The following is a 20,486-nucleotide window of genomic DNA, read 5'->3' on the forward strand; positions in this document are numbered from 1 at the left end:
GTCCCGGGCGTTCAGACATGGGCGTCATAGTGTTGCGGGAATCGGACCGAGCAGGAAGAGGATCGACGTGAGTTCACCGACGAGGCGGGTGCGCGTGGTGGCGAAACCACGCCGACGGGGCTGGCGTCGCCTGTTCTCGCCGAAGCTGTGGCTCCTTGTCGTCAGCCTGTGCGTGCTGCTCGGTGCGGGCCTGGCTGCCGCCGCGTACACCGTGGTCGACATTCCCGACCCCAACGAGGCGGCGCAGACGCAGACGTCGATCATCTACTTCTCCGACGGTCAGACGGAGATGGCGCGGATCAGTGCCGTCGATCGTGAATCGGTGCCGCTCGACCAGGTCTCCAAGCCCATGCAGCGCGCGATCCTCGCGGCCGAGGACCGGAGTTTCTACGAGAACCCGGGAATCTCGATCGTCGGCATCGGACGCGCCGTGTGGGCCGCGCTCTCCGGCGGTCCGACCCAGGGTGGGTCGACGATCACCCAGCAGTACGTGAAGAACTACTTCCTCACCCAGGATCAGACCCTGACGCGCAAGGGTCGCGAACTGGTCATCTCGCTCAAGATCGAACAGGAACAGTCCAAGGACGAGATCCTGCGCGATTACCTCAACACGATCTACTTCGGGCGCGGCGCTCACGGCATCCAGGCTGCCGCCCGCGCCTACTTCGGCAAGGAGGCCTCCGAGCTCGACGTGTCCGAGAGCGCCTTCCTCGCTTCCGTCATCCGGGGTCCGTCGCTGTACGACCCGGCGTTGGGCGACAAGCAGCGCAAGAACGTCGAATCGCGGATGGAGTACGTCCTCGACGGCATGGTGGAGCAGGGCTGGCTCACTGAGGCCGACCGCAGGAAGGCCGCCTTCCCCGAGGTGATCGAACCCAAGGAGCGCTCGCAGAAGTCGGGCCCCAACGGCTACCTCGTGCAGTTGGTCAAGGACGAACTGGTCGCCAAGGTCGGGCTCACCTCCGACCAGGTCGACATGGGTGGTCTGCGCATCACCACGACGATCGACAAGGACAAGCAGACATCGGCGATCAAGGCGGTGGAGAACAATCTGCCGACCTCCAAGGTGCGCACCGGACTGGTCTCGCTCAAGCCGGGCGACGGGGCGATCCTCGCCCTCTACGGTGGTGCAAACTTCCGAGACCAGCCGTACAACGCGGCGACGCAGGCGCAGTTGCAGGGCGGATCCACGTTCAAGGTCTTCACGTTGGTGGCGGCGCTGGAGAAGGGCATCAGTACGCGGACGTCGTTCGACGCGAGCTCGCCCCGGTACTTCGAGGAGTTCCGCGGCGGGGGCAATTCGCGTGGCCGGGTGCAGAACTACGGCGGGGCCAGCCTCGGGTGGATGGACCTGCGCTCGGCGACGGCGCGTTCGGCCAACACGCCGTACGCGGAGCTCAACATCGACGTCGGGCCGGCGAGGACGCGCGATGTGGCGATCAAGATGGGCCTGCCCCAGGACACGCTCGGGCTCGACGAGAACCCGGCCAACGTGTTCGGCACCGCCTCGCCGCGCGTGATCGACATGGCCCGCGCCTACGCGACGCTGGCCGCCGAGGGCGTCCGCTCCGACCCCTACATCATCTCGGAGGTCCGCGGGGTCGACGCGCGCTTCGACGGCTACCGGGCCTCCCCGGTGACGCAGCCGGTCCTGGAGAAGGACGTCGCGGCCGACGCGGTCGACGCGATGCGGCAGGTGGTCACCCGCGGAACGGCGCAGCGTGCGCAGCGGATCGGTCGACCGGCCGCGGGCAAGACGGGAACGACGGACGAGAACCGCGCGGTGTGGTTCGACGGGTTCACGCCCGACATCGTCACCGCCGTCGGCATGTACCTGCCGGATGCGCAGGGCAACGCCACCCCGATGCGGGGTGCCGGGCTCGGCAACGGTGTCACCGGTGGGTCGTATCCGGTCGACGTGTGGACGGCCTACATGCGTGAGGCCGTCGAGGGGACCGAGTACAAGGACTTCCCGGAGCGCTCCGGCGTGGGTGACGGCGACGTCCGGCGCAGCGAGCCTCAGCCCCCGCCGCAGCCCGAGCAGACCCGCCAGTGGGAGACGCCCACGGAGACGCCCGAACCGACGACGAGCTCGGAGCCGACGGCCACCTGGACGCCCACCGACGTCCCGCAGGGCCAGCCCCGCACCGAGACCGCGACGCCAGGTGATGGCAACGGCAATGGCAACGGGAACGGCAATGAGGGTCAACAGAATTCGCCGGACGAGCAGCCCGGGCGCGGCAACGACCGACGGCGGGGTTCCGACGAGTCTCCCGAGGACGCGCAAGGGGACGCCGCGGCGGCCGGTCGCGCCCCGGCAGCGGTCCGTCCCTCGCCCCGCGGCACGTAGTCTGCAGAGCATGCCGTCGTCGACCGCGAGTGCGCCCTCCGATCGGCGCGAGGACCACGACCGGATCGCCGAGCTCGCCACCCGCGTCTTGGGTGGGGGGATGGGCCGGTTCGCCGCCCGCCCGCCCGATCGTGTGCGGGCCGCGCTCGGCGCAGGGGTGTTGGGTCTCATCGCCTGCCTGACGCTCGCGCTGGGCTTCCTGCAGAAGAGCTACTGCGTGCGGTACGGCTGGGGTGTTCCGGAGGTCTACTGGAAGGCCTGCTATTCGGACCTGCCCGGGATCGCGGCCAACCATCCTCTCGACCGGGGCCTGCCGTACGGGGCGGGTTCGGTCGTGTCCGAACCCGTGGGCGTGGGGATGCTGCTGCGGCTGCTCGGCGCGTTCATCCCGGCCGAGGGGCACGCTCGTCTGCAGGGGATGTTCGTCGCGTGGGCCGTCGCCGCGGCGCTGCTGTTGGTCGTCACCGTCGCCGCGACCGTGTGGACGTGCCGCAGACACCCCGAGTGGGCCGCCCACGTGGCACTGAGTCCGCTGGTCGTCACGGTGGCGCTGGTGTCGACGGATCTGCTGGGGGTGGCGCTGACCTCGGTCGCGCTGCTGCTGTGGAGCCGGGATCGACCCACGGCTGCCGGCGTCGTCTTCGGGCTGGCCATCGCCTCGCGCACCTACCCGATCCTCGTGCTCCTGGCGATCGGGATCCTGGCGCTCCGCTCGGGCACGTTGCGGTCCTGGGCGGCCACCGCCGGCGCGGCGCTGGTCACGACTGTCGTGCTCATCGGCGGTGTGGCCCTGTTCTACGGAACCGCCACCCTGACCGCCTACCAGTCGTGGGCGACGGGCACCGCGCAGCTCGGGTCGCCCTGGTACCTGGGCAACCTCTCCGAGCGGCCGGTGCAGATGGGGACGCTGACCCTGCTGACGGTGCTGGGGTGGCTGCTCGCGGTGGCCGTGGCGGGGTTGATCGCCCTCGGTGCCGACGTCCGTCCCCGCGTGGCGGAGATCGCGATCATCGTGGTCGTGATCGTGCTCGTGACCGGCAAGGCGCTGCCCGTGCAGGCCTCGCTGTGGCTGGTGCCGCTGGTGGCACTGGCGGGTGTGAAGTGGCGTGACCATCTCATCTGGGCCACGACGGAGGTCCTCGCGTTCGTCGCCGTGTGGCTCTACCTCGGAGATCTCTCGGTGCCGGCGGCCGCTCTGCCCAAGGAGTGGTACGCCGTCCTCCTCGTCCTGCGTCTGGCCGGGCTGTGCTGGCTGGCCGTCGCGGCCGGCCACCAGGCGTGGACACGCCGGGCGCCTGTGGTCGAGCACGACGACGTGGCGGGGCCGATGGCGGATCGCCCGGACGCGGTCGTCGTGCGTTACGAACGCTGACTGTGGACGGATTGGGCGGGAGAACCACCCGCCCGGTAGTCTGAGGGCATCTCTGGGCGCGCGACGTCCGGTCGTGTCGTGGCTCATCTCGAGGTCCGCGCCGCAGTTCGAGACCGCCACGGTCTCGAGGTCGGTGGGCCAACGCCTGAGTGCGCAGCGCCGGATCGCCTCCCTTGCGTCGATGACCACGGGTGGCATCGCGTGCCGGAGACGCAGCAACCCTCCTGTCACGGAGAGACCGTGACCGCCAAGACCGAAGGAGGTGGGTTACGCGCATGCGTCAGTACGAGATCATGATCATCATCGACCCCGAGGTGGATGACCGCCAGGTCGCTCCCATGCTCGAGAAGTTCCTCGCCGTCATCAAGAACGACAAGGGCACCGTCGAGAACCTCGACCTCATGGGCCGCCGCCGGTTGGCCTATGAGATCAAGAAGAAGTCCGAGGGCGTCTACGTCGTCGTCGACTTCACGGCCGAGCCGGCCACCGCCAAGGAACTCGACCGTCAGCTGGGGCTCAACGAGCAGGTGCTCCGCACCAAGCTCCTGCGCCCCGACGCGGCCTGAGTCGGCACCGGATTCATCCGCCGAACCCGTAGCTCGATCGGAGAGGACCCCTCATGGCAGGCGAGACCGTCATCACCGTCGTCGGCAACCTCGTTGCCGACCCGGAGCTCCGCTTCACCCCCTCGGGTGCCGCGGTCGCCAACTTCCGGATCGCGTCGACCCCCCGCACGTTCGATCGTCAGACGAACGAGTGGAAGGACGGCGAGGCGCTGTTCCTCTCGTGCTCCGCGTGGCGTGACATGGCCGAGAACGTGGCCGAGTCGCTGCAGCGTGGCGCCCGGGTGGTCGTGCAGGGCCGTCTGAAGTCTCGTTCGTATGAGACCAAGGAGGGCGAGAAGCGCACGGTCATGGAGCTCGACGTCGACGAGATCGGCCCCTCCCTCAAGTACGCCTCGGCCAAGGTCACCAAGACCTCCCGTGGCGGTGGCGGTGGCGGCGGCTTCTCCGGCGGCGGCCAGGGCGGCCAGGGTGGCGGCTACGGCGGAGGCCAGCCTCAGGGTGGGTTCTCCGGTGGCGGCCAGCAGGGCGGCCGGCCCGACTCCGACCCGTGGGCCCAGCAGGGTCCCAGCGGTGGCGGTGGCGGTGGCGGCCAGCAGGGCAACTCCGGGTGGGGTTCGGCCCCGTCCTACGACGAGCCCCCTTCTGATCCGACGGTTCCGGCCGACGAGTTCACGGTCGACGATTTCGCGAGACGGCGCCTCGGCGCCGGGCTCGCCTCCCGGTGGGAGCGGTGTTCCCGGCTCTCTCACCCACATTCACGAGTAAGACCCCATCCCGGAGCACACCTCCGGGCTCTCACGAGAGGAGAGCACCACGATGGCGAAGCCCGTTGTGCGCAAGCCCAAGAAGAAGGCCAACCCGCTCAAGGCCGCGAAGGTCGAGAACATCGACTACAAGGACACGACCCTGCTGCGGAAGTTCATCTCCGACCGCGGCAAGATCCGTGCCCGTCGCGTCACCGGGGTGTCGGTTCAGGAGCAACGTCTCATCGCGAAGGCCGTGAAGAACGCCCGCGAGATGGCTCTGCTTCCCTACTCCAGCTCGGCTCGCTGAGTCCGAACCGACGAGAAGGAGACACATCATGAAGCTGATCCTCACCAACGAGGTGACCGGTCTCGGTTCGGCAGGTGACCTCGTGGAGGTCAAGGACGGTTACGGCCGTAACTACCTGTTGCCGCGCGGTCTGGCGACGCAGTGGACCCGCGGTGGTCAGAAGCAGGTCGACGCGCTGCGCAAGGCCCGCGAGGCCCGCGTCATCGCCTCGCTCGAGGACGCCAAGGGCGTCAAGGGCCAGCTCGAGGCCCGCACGCTGACGATCACGGCGCAGGCCGGCGGCTCCGGTCGTCTGTTCGGTGCCGTCACGCAGAGCGAGGTCGCCGAGGCCGCCAAGGCCGAGGGCGTGACGATCGACCGTCGTACGGTCGAGTTCACGGCCCCGATCAAGTCGACCGGCGAGCACACCGCTCAGGTCCGCCTCCACCCGGAGGTCCTGGCCACGGTCAAGCTGTCGGTCGTCGCCCGCTGACGTACCGCGTCCAGAAACACCACCAGAGCCCGCGCCGATGTCGGCGCGGGCTCTCGTGCGTCCGCCCACCGACGTCCGTGCGCAAGAAGCGAGGCATCGACCGAGGCCGAAAGCGTGCCACGGACCTCACTCCTCACGTAAGAATGTCTTGTCATAGTCATCATCGAGGAGGACACATGAGGATCGGGATCGCGGGCGCCGGACGGATCGGCGCCTATCACGCCGCCACGCTGAAGGGCCTTCCCGTCGTCGACGAGGTCGTCCTCGCCGACGCCCTGCCCGAGGCGGCCTCGCGGGTCGCGGGCGAGTTGAGACTCGAGGCGGTCCCCGACGTCGAGGCGCTGCTCGACGCGGGTCTCGACGGCCTCGTCATCGCGAGCCCGACGACGACGCACGACGCGATGATCCGTGCCGGGGTCGCCGCCGGGGTCCCGACGTTCTGCGAGAAGCCGGTGGCGGCGGAGCTCTCCTCGGCGCTGGCACTGGCGCAGCTCGAGCGGAGCACCAGCGTCCCCATCCACATCGGGTTCCAGCGCCGCTTCGACGCGGGCTACATGCGCGCTCGGCAGGCCGTGGTGGACGGTGAGCTGGGCTTCGTCCACACCGTGCGGGCGACGACGCTCGACACCGCGCCGCCTCCGGAGGAGTACATCAAGGTCTCCGGTGGGTTGTTCCGCGACTGCTCGATCCACGACTTCGACATCATCCGGTTCGTCACCGGCAGCGAGGTGCGCACGGCCTACGCGGTCGGCGCCAACAAGGGCGAGCCGTACATCGGAGGCGCCGGCGACATCGACACGGGCTCAGGAGTGTTCGTCCTCGAGGACGACACGGTCGTGACCTTCTCGGCGACCCGCCACAACGCCTACGGCCACGACGTGCGCATGGAGGTCCACGGCTCGACCGGGGACATCGCGGTCGGTCTCGACGACACACTGGCGCTGGTCTCGGCCGAGCCGGGGGTGGCGTTCCCGGCGGGGCCGACCGTGCGCAGCTTCATGGACCGGTTCCTGCCGGCCTATCAGCGTGAGCTGGCCACGTTCGTCGAGGTGGTGCGCGGTGAGCGACCGAGCCCGTGCACCGTGTACGACGGCCTGCAGGCGCAGCGCATGGCGGAGGCGTGCGACCTCTCCCGGCGCGAGGGGCGCGTCGTGCCGCTGGCCGAGATCCCCGACGTGGAGCCGGCGTCGTGACCCTGCCGGTCTCCCGCCGGCCCGGGGCCGATGCGGTGCCGGCGTTGCGGTGGGGCGTCCTGGGCACCGGGTGGATCGCCGAGCAGTTCTGCGGTGCGCTGCACCCGCACACCTCGCAGCGGGTCGCGGCGGTCGGCTCACGGTCGCCGGAGTCGGCGCAGCGAGCGGCCGCGCGCCTCGGGGCCGAGAGCGCCTACGGCTCGTACGCCGAGCTCGTGGCGGCGCCGGAGGTCGACGTCGTCTACGTCGCCACCCCACACCCGATGCACGTCGACAACGCCCTGCTGGCGATCGAGGCGGGCAAGCACGTCCTCGTCGAGAAGCCGTTCGCGGTGAACGCCGAGCAGGGCCGTCGCCTCGCCGAGGCGGCGGAGGCGGCCGGCGTGTTCTGCGCCGAGGCGATGTGGACGGTGTTCCTGCCGAAGTTCGACGTCATCCGGCAACTCCTGGACGACGGCGCGCTCGGTGAGCTGACGACGGTGGTCGCCGACATGGGTGAGTGGTTCGACCCCGGCCATCGCATCTTCGATCCCGGCTTGGCGGGCGGGGCGATGCTCGACCTGGGCACGTACCCGGTGACCCTCGCCACCTGGGCGTTCGGCGACGCGACCCTGCAGACGGTCACCGGTGCGGGTACGCGCAGCGGTTCGGGTGTCATGGGGCAGTTCTCGGCCGGCCTCGACTTCGGCGGCGGGCGGCTGGCGTCGCTGTCGGCCTCCATCGAGGCGGACCTCCCGACGAGGGCGACCATCGCGGGGAGTCGCGGGCGTCTCGACATCGACCGGCACTTCTACCGGCCGGGGAGCTTCACCCTCGTGCGCCGGGACGGCTCGCAGGAGCGGTACACCGAGGAGGCCGTCGCTCACGCCGGGCTGTTCCACGAGGCGCTGGAGGTGGCGCGCTGCATCGGTGAGGGACTGGCGCAGACGCCGCTGCGGCCCCTCGCGGCGACCGTCGACACGCTGTCGGTCATGGACGCGATCCGCGCCACCCACGGGGACGAGTTCGCCTGCGAGTAGCGAGATCCCGTCGATGTGGTGGAGCGCGACCGTGCTCAGCGCATGCCCGTGACGAGCCAGGCGTCGCTGCGTGCGCGGTAGGCGAGGGTGGCGGCGCGCAGGGTCATGAAGACGAGGAAGCCGCCCCAGATGGCGGCCAGCGCCACGCCGTCGCCGGCGGCGGAGATGGGACCGGAGGCCGCCGTGAGGACGGCCACGACGGGCACGTAGGCGACCAGGAGTGCCGTGCCCGCCAGGGCCAGCCAGCGCGCGTCTCCGGCGCCGATGAGGACTCCGTCGAGCAGGAACGCGTAGGCGGCGGCGGGCTGTCCGGCGGCGACGACGAGCAGGCCCAGGGTCAGGGCGGCCCGGACGGCGGGGTCGGTGGTGAACAGCACCGGCAGGACGGGCGCCAGCAGCGCGATGACGAGGGCGAGGCCGATGCCGAAGAGGACCGACCAGCGCGTCATCAGGGCCGTGAGGTCTCTGGTGCGTGCGACGTCGGAGGCGCCGAGGGCCTTGCCGATGAGGGCCTGACCGGCGATGGCGAGGGCGTCGAGGGCGAAGACGAGGAAAGTCCAGACGGTCCAGGCCACCTGGTGCGCTGCGAGGGTGACCTCGCCGTACTGGGCGGCGACCCAGGTCGTCATGAGGATGACGCCGCGCAGGGCCACCGTGCGGACCAGCAGCGGAACGCCGCCCCGCGCGGCGAGGACGATCGCCCGGGGATGGGGTCGCAGACTCGCCCCGTGGTGGCGGGCGCCGCGGATCACGACGGTCGCGAGGCCGAGCGCCATCCCCGTCTGGGCGATGACCGTTCCCCACGCGGCGCCGGCGATGCCGAGCCCGACGCCGTACACGAGGGCGACGTTGAGAACGATGTTGGCGCCGAAGCCGAGGACGGCGGCGATCAGGGGGTGCGGGTGTCCTGCAGTCCGCGGAGCACGCCGGTGAGGGCGAGGACGGCCAGCATGGGAGGGATGCCGAGGGCGGAGATCTGCAGGTAGACCACGGCCTGGGTGCTGACGTCGGGGCCGGATCCGAAGAGGCCCACGATCGGTCGCGCCCCGAATCCCAGGACGGCGGCCACGACCGCCCCCAGCACGAGGGACAGCCACAGGCCGTCGAGCCCGGCGGCCAGGGCGGCCCCGTGGGCGCCGGCACCCAGACGGCGTGCGACGAGGGCGGTGGTGGCGTAGGCGAGGAACACGAAGAGGCCGACGGCGGTGCCGAGCACGGTGGCCGCGACGCCGAGGCCGGCGAGGGGGCCGGTGCCGAGGTGGCCGATGATCGCCGTGTCGGCCAGGAGGAACAGGGGCTCGGCGATGAGGGCGAAGAAGGCGGGGACGGCGAGCCGCAGGACCTCCGAGCGGGTGGCAGCGGAGTCGAGCGGCTCGTGCTCAGACCCTGGGGTGGCGGCGGCGCTCATCGGCGGCCAGGCGGGTGTCGATGGCCTCCGCGAGTGCTGCCGGCATCTGGCTGCTCCACGACTCGAGGGTCGCATGCAGGTCTGCGGCGGCGTCCTCGGGGCAGGTCCGCAGGTAGGCGGTCAAGGCCTCGGGGATCGCTTCGCGGACGATGTCGAGTCGTTCGAGGAGGTTGGCGCCGATGCTGGAACGCAGCAGGTCGGGGTCGGTGCGGTGGAACCTGCGGGCCTGGCAGAGAATGGCCGCGCGGCGCATCCAGGGGGATCCGACGACGGCCCAGGAGCGGACGACGCGGCCCTCGGTCACGGGGGCGGCGTTGAGCGGCAGGGGGAGGCTGAGGACGGCGACGGCGTCGGCGGTGTCGCGGGTCGGGGTGTCGGTGATGAGGTCGCGGTAGAGGTTGGTGGACAACGGGGACGCGGCGAGCGCGCGGTAGCGGGGATGGCGCGTGAGCACGACGGCGGCGTAACGGGATTCGCGGGTGACGTCGCCGGTCCAGAGGCCTCGTACGGCGGCCTGCCACGCCTGTCGGTCCGGGAGTCTGAGGGCGGGGTCGTCGACGTGGTCGCGGGTGATCCGGACGAGGGTGTGCCGGGGGACGCCGAGGAAGGGGATGTCGCCCTTGTGCCGCCGGCCCAGGCGGCGTGCCTCCACGTGATCGGTGTGGCGGTGAAGGTCCTGTCGCACGGCCCGAACCAGGGCTTCGGCGACGGGAGACATGGAGTCGAGCGTACCCACCGTCGAATCTTCGGCGACCACGATGGCAGAAGCTCGTCCATCATCCGGACCGTCCGCGGCTTTGACGAAGTCTTGGAGATCGACGCGGACGATGGGCGCCTCTCAGGGGACGCGTGTCTGAAGTGTCCGGTTCATCCCCGGTGGGTGGACCCTGGAGGACGCGGAGTAGCAGCTGAGCCACACCTGTGGGTAAACCTGTGGTCAAGACGGAGTCTGGTGCAGGTCTTCGTCGTCTCGCCTGACGGTCGTCGGGTGGATCACTTTCTTTCCGGAGTGTTGTCCACGGTCGTCCCTGCTGCTCAGGGCGAGGGCGGTGGACAACTATGTCCTCTGTCCCCAGGGTGGTCCACAGGATGTGGAAGTTGTCCACCGGGTCGTCCACACCCTGTCCCCAACCCGTGTCGAGCACTCGTTTGTGACGGACGTCCGAGCGCCCTAGCGTTGTGCCTCCGGTCCCCCCTTCGACCGGTCACGGACACCCGTGGACGCTGCTGGGGGGCGCCGGGATTCAAGGGTTGTCGGTGGTGGCGGGCACAGTGGTCGCCACCGGTCGCCCGGCCGGGTGTTCGCTGTCGATAGGGGGTCGCATGTCGCTGGCGCGAGTGGATCGATCGGACTTCGAGGGCGGACTTCAGGCCGTGTCCGGGGGCGGCGAGGATCGTGTGCCGCCGCAGGACGTCGGGGCCGAGCAGAGCGTGCTGGGCAGCATGTTGCTGTCCAAGGACGCGATCGCCGATTCCATCGAGGTCCTGCGGGGCGTCGACTTCTACCGGCCTGCCCACGAGCTGGTCTTCGAGGCGATCCTCGACCTGTACGGCCGCGGTGAGCCGGCCGATGCGATCACCGTGGCCGACGAGCTGACCAAGCGTGGCGAGTTGTCGCGGGTGGGCGGGCAGTCGTACCTGCACCAGCTCATCGCGGGTGTGCCGACGGCGGCGAATGCCGGGTACTACGCGCAGATCGTGGCCGAGCGGGCGGTGTTGCGCCGGCTGGTCGACGCGGGCACGCGCATCGTGCAGTTGGGCTACGGCACCGACGGCGGCGACGTGGAGGAGATCGTCAACTCGGCGCAGGCCGAGGTGTACGCGGTGGCCGACAAGCGCGGCGGCGAGGACTACCACGTGCTCGGCGAGCTGCTCGAGGCCACGGCCGACGAGATCGAGCAGGCCTCGGGGTCGACGGGCGAGATGGTCGGTGTGCCCACGGGATTCACTGATCTCGACGACCTCACCAACGGCCTGCACTCGGGGCAGATGATCGTCATCGCGGCGAGGCCGGCGATGGGCAAATCGACACTGGCCTTGGATTTTGCACGTGCGGCCGCAATCCACAACAACATGACCACCGTCGTCTTCTCGCTCGAGATGAGCCGCAACGAGATCACGATGCGTCTGTTGTCGGCCGAGGCCTCCATCCAGTTGCAGCACATGCGTAAGGGCACGATGCGCGACGAGGACTGGAGCAAGCTGGCCCGCACGATGGGTGAGGTCAGCGAGGCGCCGCTGTTCATCGACGACTCGCCCAACATGTCGCTCATGGAGATCCGGGCCAAGTGCCGCCGGCTCAAGCAGCGCCACAACCTCAAGATGGTGATCATCGACTACCTGCAGCTGATGAGTTCGGGCAAGAAGGTCGAGTCCCGCCAGCAGGAGGTCTCGGAGTTCTCTCGTGCCTTGAAGTTGCTCGCGAAGGAGATCGAAGTGCCCGTTATCGCGCTGTCGCAGTTGAACCGTGGACCCGAGCAGCGCACCGACAAGAAACCGCAGGTGAGCGACCTGCGTGAGTCGGGGTGCCTGACCGCGGAGACGAGGATCCTGCGGGCCGACACCGGCGCGGAGGTCGCGATCGGTGAGCTGGCGGCGTCGGGGGAGACCGACGTGCCGGTGTGGGCGCTGGACGAGTCGCTGCGGTACGTGCGGCGGCCGTTGACGCACGCGTTCGCGACGGGCACCAAGCCGGTGTACCGGTTGACGTTGGCGTCGGGAAAGACGGTGCGGGCCACGGAGAACCACCCGTTCCTCACCTACGACGGCTGGGTGCCGCTCGGCGAGATCACCTGCGGTACACGGGTGGCCGCGCCGCGGCACGTGGCGGGGCCGATCCGGCTGGACGAGGACTGGGCCGACGAAGACGTGCGCACCGCGGCGTTGTTGTGCGCGGAGCACCCGGCGGCCACGATCCCCTCGGTCGTGCCCTCGCTGCCCAAGGCGCAGATCGCGCTCTTCGTGCGGGCGTTCTTCTCCGCCTCGGGTGGGGTCATGCTGTCTTCGGACCGTCCGGGCGGGGAGATCTTCTGCTTCGCTGACGGGCGGGAGCGGCTCGACAAGCTGTCGCGGCTGCTGCTGCGGTTCGGCATCTCGTGTGCGATCACCGGGGATGACTCCGGATGGGTGCTCGACGTCGTCGACGTGGACTCCCAGCGCCGGTTCCTGCAGGAGATCGGCATCGACGGCCCGGCGGCCTCCGATGCGGTGCGCCTGCTCGAGATCGTGCGTGAGGTCACCGCCGCACCCCTGCCGGGTGAGGGGCAGCTCCCGTTGTGGCAGAACGTCGCGGAGGCGTTGAGCCCGGTCACCGAGTCGGCCGGCGAGGTCGAGCCCGAGGGGCCCGAGGCGGTGGGCACGCTGCGCCAGGTGGCGACCCTGCTCGAGCGCGACGAGGCCGACCTCGAGGCGATCAACGACGTCGAGTGGGAGGTCGTGGTCGGCGTCGAGTTCGACGGCATCGAGGAGGTGTACGACGCGACCGTCCTCGGCACGCACAACTTCATCGCCGACGGCATCGCCGTGCACAACTCCATCGAGCAGGACGCCGACATGGTCATGCTCCTCCACCGCGAATCGGTGTACGAGCCCGACTCACCCCGCGAGGGTGAGGCCGACATCATCGTCGCCAAGCACCGAAACGGCCCCACCCGCACCATCACCGTCGCCTTCCAGGGCCACTACTCCAGGTTCACGAACATGGCGGCGAACTACTGACCGATGTTGTCGAGACGGGGCCTTGTTTGCACGAACCTGTTGTCGAGATGCAGCCAATCTTGCGCAGCGACTGTCCGTATGTAACATTCCTGCCGCTTATCAATGAGCTCTGGAAAGCAAAGATTTGGTTATGAATGGTCAGGTCGCCGGAGCGTCGGGCAACCGCGTGGCCTACCCCGAGAGCCCGGCAGCTGTCAGTGGTGGCTGTCAGGATGGGCCCGCCCGCAGAGACGGGTCCTTGTCCACAAGAAGAAGCGGGGCGAGCGCTTGCAACGCTCGCCCCGCCGGAGGTCATCTAGACAACCTCGATGTAGCAATCGCCAAGTCTAGAGGCCTCCCGAACCCGGCCCAACTTGGGCCGCGAAGGAGGTGGCGATGTCTCCACATCGCTGTCACGTCAAACTGGTGGGTCGAGCGTGCGAGCACGACCTCTGTGTCACCCTGACCCGAGGGGTCCCGCCGGAGCTGCGCTGCGAGGAGGCGGCTCCTGACGGCTACGGTCGTGGCGGGGGTCCTCGTGCGGCTGCCAGGTCCCACCACACGTCGAGGATGTTGTCGCTCGCGAGCTGAGGGACAACCTTGATGAGAGCCGCCGCCGAGGCTTCGTGCTGATCCGGGCGGCCTGACCCTCGGTCTTGCCTGCGCCTCGAACGGCGCGGGCAAGACCGCTCCACCGAGAGGCTGGAGTGATGGGCAAGGATGGGGCCACGCACCACGAGAGGACACCTCACCTTGCCGTCGAAGCCGGACGCCAACTTCATCTGGTCCATCGCCAACCTGCTGCGCGGGCCGTACAAGCCCAAGGAGTACGGCGACGTCGTCCTGCCGATGACGATCCTGCGCCGGCTGGATTGCGTCCTGGCCGCGACCAAGGACGCCGTGCTTTCCGAGCAGAAGCGCTCCGGTGACCGGACGGCCAAGGACCTGCTGGACGTCAAGCTGCGTAAGGCCGCGAAGTACTCCTTCTACAACACCTCGCCGTACACGCTCCCGTCGCTGACCGGGGACAGCGCCAACATCAAGGCCAACCTGCTGTCCTACGTCGACGGTTTCAGCGACAACGTTCGCGACGTCTTCACCCGGTTCGGGTTCGAGGAGCAGGTGCAACGCCTGGAGGAGGCCAATGCCCTCTACCTGGTGGTCCAGGAGTTCGCCAAGCTCGACCTGCGCCCCCAGCACGTCAGCAACACCGAGATGGGCTCGGTCTTCGAGGAGCTGATCCGCAAGTTCGCGGAGGCGAGCAACGAAACCGCTGGTGAGCACTTCACCCCCCGTGAGGTCATCGCCCTCATGGTCGACCTGCTGCTGGTGGGCGACGAGGATGCGACCACCCCGGGCAAGGCCGTGAACCGCCGCGTTTACGACCCCGCGGCCGGCACTGGCGGGATGCTCTCGACGATGGATGAGCACCTGCGTGAGCAGAACCCGGCCGCCCGGCTGCTCATGGCCGGGCAAGAGATCAACCCCAGCTCGTATGCCGTGTGCAAGGCGGACATGATCATCAAGGGCCAGCCGGTTGACGCCATCGCCCTGGGCAACACCCTCACCGACGACGCCCACGCGGGCAAGGACTTCCACTACTGCCTCTCCAACCCTCCTTTCGGAGTGGAGTGGAAGACCTCTCAGCGCGAAGTCATCAAGGAGCACAAGCAGCTCGGCTTCAACGGACGCTTCGGCCCCGGCCTGCCCGCCGTCTCCGACGGGTCCATGCTGTTCCTGCTCCACCTGATCGACAAGATGCGCACCGTCGACCCCGACGACGAGAACGTGCGCGGCCGGGCCGCGATCGTCCTCAACGGATCGCCGTTGTTCACCGGGCGGGCAGGGTCGGGCGAGTCGGAGATCCGGCGCTGGGTCATCGAGTCCGACCTCCTCGACGCGATCATCGCGCTGCCGACCGACGTGTTCTACAACACCGGCATCGCCACCTACATCTGGGTCCTCGACCGCAAGAAGCCGGCCGAACGGCGCGGCTACGTCCAGCTCATCGACGGCTCGCAGATGTTCACCAAGATGCGCAAGTCCCTCGGGTCGAAGCGCAAGGAGTTGTTGCCCGCCGACATCGAGACCCTCGTCAAGCTGTACGCCGAGTTCGATGGCGCCGATGACAAGCGTTCCAAGGTCTTCCCGGGGGAGGCCTTCGGCTTCCACACCATCACCGTCGAACGATCGCTGCGCCTCGCCTTCCAAGCCACGGCTGAGCGGATTGACGAGGCCATCACGTCCAAGGCGGTTCAGAAGCTCGACGAGAGCACGCAGGAGCAGCTCCGCCGCGCGTTGCAGACCCTCGACCGCGAGACCGTGTGGAGAGCGCGTCCGGCTTTCGATCAGGCCTTGGGCAAGGCACTCGGCGCCGCCGGTCTCCAGGTCGGATCACCGGTCCGCAAGGCCATCCACGCAGCCCTGAGCGAACGTGACGAGACCGCGGAGATCTGCACGGACGCCAAGGGCAACCCCGAGCCGGACCCCAAGCTGCGCGACACCGAGAACGTCCCGCTCGGTCAGGACGTCGACGAGTATGTCGCCCGCGAGGTCCTTCCGTACGTCCCCGACGCTTGGATCGACCACGCCAAGACCAAGGTCGGCTACGAGATCCCCTTCACCCGGCACTTCTACGAGTACGTCCCGCCACGCACGCTCGAGGAGATCGACGCCGACGTCAAGCGGCTCATCGCCGAGATCCAGGAACTGTTCGCGGAGCTCGACTCGTGAGCGAGATGATCCGGCTCAAGTACGTCAGCTCGATCAACGAGGGCGTCCTAGCGGAGGATGCCGATCCTGGCTTTGAGTTCCTGTACGTGGACATCTCCGCCGTAGGTCAGGGGACCCTCGCGCTTCCGGCCGAACCGACCCGTTTCGCAGTCGCTCCCAGCAGAGCCAGGAGGCTCGCCGTAGCTGGCGATACCGTCGTCTCCACGGTGCGGACCTATCTGCGGGCCGTGACGGAGGTGCCCGCAACGGAGGACCCCCTTGTCTTCTCGACAGGGTTCGCCGTGATCAGTCCGGACCGGCAGCGTGTGTACCCGCGCTATCTGACGTGGCAGCTCCAGGCCGACAACTTCATCTCCACCGTCGAGTCCATCAGCACGGGCGTCAGCTACCCTGCGACATCGGCCGCCGCTATTGGAGACATCGGCGTTCGGATCCCGCCGCTGGATGTCCAACGTGCTGTCGCCAACTTCCTGGACCGTGAGACGGCGAAGATCGACGCGCTCATCGCCAAGCAAGAGCGGCTACTCGCCCTGCTTGACGAGAGGGAAGACGCTTTGCGGAAGGCATGGACGCTTGGCCACACTCAGGGCGCTGCGGCAACGCGGATTGGAAGAGTCTTGGAGCGTCTCGAGCGACCTCCGGCTGAACCTGCCCCGATCGTCACCGCGTACCGGGATGGCCAGGTGACAAGCCGTGGAGTTCGGCGAGAGGACGGTTACACCATCTCCTTCACAGAGCATGGGTATCAGGGGGTGGAGGTTGGCGACCTCGTCTTTCACGGCCTGGATGGCTTCGCGGGAGCAGTGGGCGTGGCAGAGGTGTCTGGGAAGTGCTCGCCCGTCTACCACGTCTGCCGGGCGCGCGAAGGCCACGATGCTGAGTACCTAGCCCAGCACATCCGCGCCCTGGGCGTGTCCGGCATGCTCGAGAAGTTCGCGTGGAGTGTCCGGCAACGAAGTGCTGACTACCGAAACTGGGCGCTCTTTGCGGCCTTGCCAATCGCGGTACCGTCCCTGCATGAGCAACGTGAGGCGGCCGACGAGATTCGTCGCGCCCGTGAGCGCGCGAGCCGGTTGCGCAGATCCGCCAAGGCGTGCATCGACCTACTCAGGGAGCGGCGCGCGGCCTTGATCACGGCGGCGGTGACGGGCAGGTTGGACGTCACCACCTACGGGAAGGCGGGCTGAGGCGTGGCGGTGGAGCATGAGCGGCAGCTCGAGGACGAGTTGTGTGACCATCTCGGCGCGCATGGGTGGGTCTACGAGCCGGGTGCGACCGGCTACGACAAGGAGCGGGCGTTGTGGCCCGCTGACCTGTTCGCCTGGCTGGAGGCGACCCAGCCGGAGACCCTCGCCGCGCTGGTCAAGACTGACAAGGATCGGGAGCGACTGCTGGACCGGCTTGCCGAGTCGCTGGATCGCCCCCTCGACGCGGGCGGAGGGACCCTGTCCGCGTTGCGCTACGGGTTCAAGTTCACCAAGCAGCTGGACCTGTGCCAGTTCCGCCCGGCGGAGTCGATGAACCCGACGACTACCAAGCGCTATGCCCAGAACCGGCTGCGGGTGGCGCGGCAGGTGTACTACTCGGAGAACAAGACCGACTCGATCGACCTGGTCTTTTTCGTCAACGGGCTGCCCGTGGCGACGACCGAGCTGAAGAGCGAGTTCCAGCAGGACGTCCACGAGGCCATCCGCCAGTACCGGCACGACCGGCCACCGGTGGACCCCACAACCCGTCGCCGCGAGCCATTGCTGACGCCTGGGCACCGGGCCCTGGTCCACTTCTCCGTCGACAATTCGGAGGTCTACGTGACCACCCGGCTCGACGGCGCTGCGACCCGCTTCCTGCCGTTCAACCGTGGCAACGCCGGGCATGCCGGCAACCCGCCGAACCCGCACGGCGCGGCCACGGCATACCTGTGGGAGGAGGTGCTGGCCAAGGACACCTGGCTGAACATCCTGGGCAAGTTCATGCACGTCCAGGTGAGCAAGCGCAAGGACCCGGCGACCGGCAGGGTCAGCCGGTCCTCGACGGTGATCTTCCCGCGCTACCACCAGCACGACGCGGTCACCACGCTCCTCGCCGACGCGAAGGAGAAGGGCCCCGGGCAGCGCTACCTGATCCAGCACTCGGCTGGGTCGGGCAAGACCAACTCGATCGCGTGGCTCTCGCACCAGCTCTCCACGCTGCACGACGCGGACTCTGACAAGGTCTTTGACTCGGTGCTGGTGATCACCGACCGGACGGTGCTGGACGACCAGCTGCAGGACGCGATCTACCAGATCGACCACAAGCGGGGCGTGGTGCTGCCGATCGGGCAGGGCACCGACAGCGACTTCGCCAAGCGGTTCGCCTCCAAGTCGCAGGCACTGACGGAGGCATTGACCACCGGCGGGGCGATCATCGTCGTCACGATCCAGACGGTGCCGTTCGCGCTGGAGGCGATCCGGGAGTCCAAGGCGCTGGCGGGCAAGCGGTTCGCGGTGATCATCGACGAGGCCCACTCCTCCCAGACCGGGGAATCGGCCAACAAGTTGCGACAGACCCTGTCGGGCAGGGTTCTCGACGACGTCACCGAAGAGGACGGCACGGTCGGCGTCGACGACCTGGTGCGGCTGGAGCTCGAGGGGCGCGGTGCGCTGCCGAACGTCTCCTTCTTCGCGTTCACCGCAACCCCGAAGGGCAAGACGCTCCAGCTGTTCGGCACCTCCGACATCGGCGAGGAGGCCGACAAGCGGCCGTTCCACCTGTACTCGATGCAGCAGGCCATCGAGGAGGGCTTCATCCTCGACGTGCTCACGAACTACACGACCTACCGGACGGCGTTCCGCCTGGTCCACGGCGGGCAGGACTACGACTCCGAGACGGTCGACAAGTCCAAGGCGATGAAGTCGGTGATGCAGTGGGTCAAGCTGCACCCGTACAACATCAGCCAGAAGGTCGCCATCATCGTCGAGCACTTCCGCGCCAACGTCGCACCCTTGCTGGACGGCAACGCCAAGGCCATGGTGGTCACCGACTCCCGCAAGTCCGCGGTGCGCTACAAGCTCGCGATGGACAAGTACATCGCCGAGCACCGCCTCACCGACGTCGCCACCCTCGTCGCGTTCTCTGGGTCCGTCGAGGACTCCGAGTCCGGGCCGGAGGAGTTCACCGAGCACTCGATGAACACCGACCTGCGCGGGCGCACCATCCCCGAGGCGCTGGGCACCGACGAGTATCAGGTGCTCATCGTGGCGAACAAGTACCAGACCGGGTTCGACCAGCCGCTGCTGTGCGCGATGTATGTCGACAAGCGGCTCGACGGTGTGCAGTGCGTCCAGACCCTGTCCCGGCTCAACCGCACCTACCCGGGCAAGACCACCTATGTCCTGGACTTCGTCAACCACGCCGAGGACGTCCTCGACGCATTCAAGGTCTACTACGAGGGTGCCTACCTCACGCAGGCCAGCGATCCCAACATCGTCTTCGATCAGTGGGACAAGCTCGCCGGCGTCGGCCTTTTCGACGACGTCGACGTTGACACCTGCGCGAGGGCCTACTGGGGCGACGGCTCCACCAAGCCCAGCCAGGGGAAGCTGTCCGCCGCGCTGGCGCCGGTGAAGGAACGGTTCAACACGGCATACCGGCGGGCGCTGCAGACTCAGGACGACAGCGAGACCGATCGGCTCGACACCTTCCGCCGTGACCTGCGCTCCTTCGTCAGCACCTACGACTTCCTCGGGTCGATCGTCGACTACGACGACGTCGACCTGGAGAAGCGGGCGACCTTCGCGCGGTTGCTCGCCGAGGCTCTCAAGGACTCCAACCGGCACGAGGAAACCATCGACCTCTCCGATGTCACTCTGACCCACCACGCGCTGCACAAGCAGCCCGAGCAGGAACTCGACCTGGCGACCGGGCAGGCCGAGGGGCTTGCGTCCGTCCTCGCAGCCGGATCCCGCGGCCGCCACGAGGCCGACCTGGTGCCATGGTCGGAGGTCCTGGCCCACATCAACACCCTCTTCGACGGCGACGGCCTCTCCGACGGCGACCAGGTCTCGGCGGTCGAGACCGTGCTGCGCAAGATGCTCGAGAACGAGGACCTGCGCGCCCAGGCAGTTGCGAACAACAAGCCGGACTTCTTCTCCGGGCCAGACCTGTGGAACACCATCCAGGAGGTGATCGTCGAGGCCACCGACAGTCAGCAGCGCGGGCTGGAGCGACTTGCCGCGGACCGGTCGCGCGAGGAGATCCTGACGATCATGGGGATGATGAAGCTCTGGGAGACACTGCGCGAGTCAGCCTGACGCCACTCCAAGGTCAGGACGTGGGCTGGCCAGCCCCCACTCCGGTGACGGGGTAGCGCTCCAAGGCCCAGCGGCGCTGGCCGGCGGCGCGTTCGAGTGCGGCGCGGTCCTTGGCCAGCAGATCGGCGTGCTGCAGCCACTCCTCGAGCGTGTCGACCTCCCAGGCAAGACGTGCTCGCACCCGGTCGAACATCTGACGGCAGCTGCGCGAGCAGAACCTGGTCGGTCGTCCGGCCGCGTAGCCGGAGGGCCACGCGCACATCTGATCGCACACGGGATTCAGGCACCGGTACTCGGTCCTCGGCTGCACGGTCTCGTCCAGGCCGCGTACGACG

At 68.6% G+C, this 20,486-nt stretch carries 15 protein-coding genes and 1 pseudogene; 12 read left to right on the forward strand and 4 right to left on the reverse strand.

Annotated features, from left to right (window positions below; genetic code table 11):
- Positions 1 to 67: 67 nt before the first annotated feature.
- The 8 genes and pseudogenes from QQK49_RS18970 to QQK49_RS19005 all read left to right on the forward strand — a co-directional run bounded on the left by QQK49_RS18970 (position 68) and on the right by QQK49_RS19005 (position 8,025).
- Positions 68 to 2,350, forward strand: a complete 2,283-nt coding sequence (locus QQK49_RS18970) for a transglycosylase domain-containing protein (RefSeq protein WP_284305336.1) — start codon at positions 68 to 70, stop codon at positions 2,348 to 2,350.
- A 10-nt stretch (positions 2,351 to 2,360) separates the two neighbouring features.
- On the forward strand, positions 2,361 to 3,722 hold the full coding sequence (locus tag QQK49_RS18975; RefSeq protein ID WP_284305338.1) for a glycosyltransferase 87 family protein: 1,362 nt from the start codon (positions 2,361 to 2,363) through the stop codon (positions 3,720 to 3,722).
- A 275-nt stretch (positions 3,723 to 3,997) separates the two neighbouring features.
- Positions 3,998 to 4,288, forward strand: coding sequence for a 30S ribosomal protein S6 (gene rpsF / locus QQK49_RS18980; protein ID WP_284305339.1), 291 nt, complete (start codon positions 3,998 to 4,000; stop codon positions 4,286 to 4,288).
- 53 nt (positions 4,289 to 4,341) lie between these two features.
- Positions 4,342 to 4,929, forward strand: a pseudogene (locus QQK49_RS18985) (single-stranded DNA-binding protein); the annotation flags it as partial.
- 175 nt (positions 4,930 to 5,104) lie between these two features.
- The gene (gene rpsR / locus QQK49_RS18990; protein WP_284305340.1) at positions 5,105 to 5,341 is read left to right on the forward strand and encodes a 30S ribosomal protein S18; all 237 of its coding nucleotides are present in this window, start codon (positions 5,105 to 5,107) and stop codon (positions 5,339 to 5,341) included.
- A gap of 28 nt (positions 5,342 to 5,369) precedes the next feature.
- Positions 5,370 to 5,813 carry a 50S ribosomal protein L9 gene (gene rplI / locus QQK49_RS18995; RefSeq protein ID WP_284305341.1) on the forward strand — a complete coding sequence of 148 codons (444 nt, stop codon included), beginning with the start codon at positions 5,370 to 5,372 and terminating at the stop codon, positions 5,811 to 5,813.
- A 176-nt stretch (positions 5,814 to 5,989) separates the two neighbouring features.
- Positions 5,990 to 7,006 carry a Gfo/Idh/MocA family oxidoreductase gene (locus tag QQK49_RS19000; RefSeq protein WP_284305342.1) on the forward strand — a complete coding sequence of 339 codons (1,017 nt, stop codon included), beginning with the start codon at positions 5,990 to 5,992 and terminating at the stop codon, positions 7,004 to 7,006.
- Positions 7,003 to 8,025: a Gfo/Idh/MocA family protein gene (locus QQK49_RS19005; RefSeq protein WP_284305343.1), complete on the forward strand. Its 1,023-nt coding sequence runs from the start codon at positions 7,003 to 7,005 to the stop codon at positions 8,023 to 8,025. The genes QQK49_RS19000 and QQK49_RS19005 overlap by 4 nt, the downstream gene beginning before the upstream one ends.
- Before the next feature lie 35 nt (positions 8,026 to 8,060).
- On the opposite strand, the gene QQK49_RS22990 is transcribed toward QQK49_RS19005, so the two are convergent.
- From QQK49_RS22990 to QQK49_RS19015, 3 genes are read right to left on the reverse strand one after another with little or no spacing between them, the layout of a single operon-like run.
- On the reverse strand, positions 8,061 to 8,864 hold the full coding sequence (locus QQK49_RS22990) for an MATE family efflux transporter (protein ID WP_348536235.1): 804 nt from the start codon (positions 8,862 to 8,864) through the stop codon (positions 8,061 to 8,063).
- A 50-nt stretch (positions 8,865 to 8,914) separates the two neighbouring features.
- Positions 8,915 to 9,433, reverse strand: a complete 519-nt coding sequence (locus QQK49_RS22995; protein ID WP_348536236.1) for an MATE family efflux transporter — start codon at positions 9,431 to 9,433, stop codon at positions 8,915 to 8,917.
- The gene (locus tag QQK49_RS19015) at positions 9,405 to 10,151 is read right to left on the reverse strand and encodes a DNA alkylation repair protein (RefSeq protein ID WP_284305344.1); all 747 of its coding nucleotides are present in this window, start codon (positions 10,149 to 10,151) and stop codon (positions 9,405 to 9,407) included. The genes QQK49_RS22995 and QQK49_RS19015 overlap by 29 nt, the downstream gene beginning before the upstream one ends.
- Before the next feature lie 605 nt (positions 10,152 to 10,756).
- On the opposite strand from QQK49_RS19015, the gene dnaB reads away from it, so the two are divergent.
- The 4 genes from dnaB to QQK49_RS19035 all read left to right on the forward strand — a co-directional run bounded on the left by dnaB (position 10,757) and on the right by QQK49_RS19035 (position 20,151).
- Positions 10,757 to 13,150 carry a replicative DNA helicase gene (gene dnaB, locus QQK49_RS19020; protein WP_284305345.1) on the forward strand — a complete coding sequence of 798 codons (2,394 nt, stop codon included), beginning with the start codon at positions 10,757 to 10,759 and terminating at the stop codon, positions 13,148 to 13,150.
- A gap of 732 nt (positions 13,151 to 13,882) precedes the next feature.
- Positions 13,883 to 15,862 carry a type I restriction-modification system subunit M gene (locus tag QQK49_RS19025; RefSeq protein ID WP_284305346.1) on the forward strand — a complete coding sequence of 660 codons (1,980 nt, stop codon included), beginning with the start codon at positions 13,883 to 13,885 and terminating at the stop codon, positions 15,860 to 15,862.
- Complete coding sequence (locus QQK49_RS19030; RefSeq protein WP_284305347.1) at positions 15,859 to 17,049, forward strand: restriction endonuclease subunit S domain-containing protein; 1,191 nt, start codon at positions 15,859 to 15,861, stop codon at positions 17,047 to 17,049. The genes QQK49_RS19025 and QQK49_RS19030 overlap by 4 nt, the downstream gene beginning before the upstream one ends.
- 3 nt (positions 17,050 to 17,052) lie before the next feature.
- Complete coding sequence (locus QQK49_RS19035) at positions 17,053 to 20,151, forward strand: type I restriction endonuclease subunit R (protein ID WP_284305348.1); 3,099 nt, start codon at positions 17,053 to 17,055, stop codon at positions 20,149 to 20,151.
- A gap of 13 nt (positions 20,152 to 20,164) precedes the next feature.
- Here the strand turns inward: QQK49_RS19035 and QQK49_RS19040 are convergent, their stop codons facing one another.
- A complete protein-coding gene (locus QQK49_RS19040) occupies positions 20,165 to 20,332 on the reverse strand; it encodes a hypothetical protein (protein WP_284305349.1) in 168 nt (55 codons plus the stop codon).
- Between the last annotated feature and the right edge of the window lie 154 nt (positions 20,333 to 20,486).

Origin of the sequence: Mobilicoccus caccae (assembly GCF_030161635.1) — a bacterium.
In the GTDB taxonomy this organism is placed as follows: domain Bacteria; phylum Actinomycetota; class Actinomycetes; order Actinomycetales; family Dermatophilaceae; genus Mobilicoccus; species Mobilicoccus caccae.

What these genes read in the sequence shown, in the direction of transcription:
- QQK49_RS18975 (WP_284305338.1), top strand. Translation starts at nt 2,361, where the DNA reads ATGCCGTCGTCGACCGCGAGTGCGCCCTCCGATCGGCGCGAGGACCAC.
- rpsF (WP_284305339.1), top strand. Translation starts at nt 3,998, where the DNA reads ATGCGTCAGTACGAGATCATGATCATCATCGACCCCGAGGTGGATGAC.
- rpsR (WP_284305340.1), top strand. Translation starts at nt 5,105, where the DNA reads ATGGCGAAGCCCGTTGTGCGCAAGCCCAAGAAGAAGGCCAACCCGCTC.
- rplI (WP_284305341.1), top strand. Translation starts at nt 5,370, where the DNA reads ATGAAGCTGATCCTCACCAACGAGGTGACCGGTCTCGGTTCGGCAGGT.
- QQK49_RS19000 (WP_284305342.1), top strand. Translation starts at nt 5,990, where the DNA reads ATGAGGATCGGGATCGCGGGCGCCGGACGGATCGGCGCCTATCACGCC.
- QQK49_RS22995 (WP_348536236.1), bottom strand. Translation starts at nt 9,433, where the DNA reads ATGAGCGCCGCCGCCACCCCAGGGTCTGAGCACGAGCCGCTCGACTCC.
- QQK49_RS19015 (WP_284305344.1), bottom strand. Translation starts at nt 10,151, where the DNA reads ATGTCTCCCGTCGCCGAAGCCCTGGTTCGGGCCGTGCGACAGGACCTT.
- dnaB (WP_284305345.1), top strand. Translation starts at nt 10,757, where the DNA reads ATGTCGCTGGCGCGAGTGGATCGATCGGACTTCGAGGGCGGACTTCAG.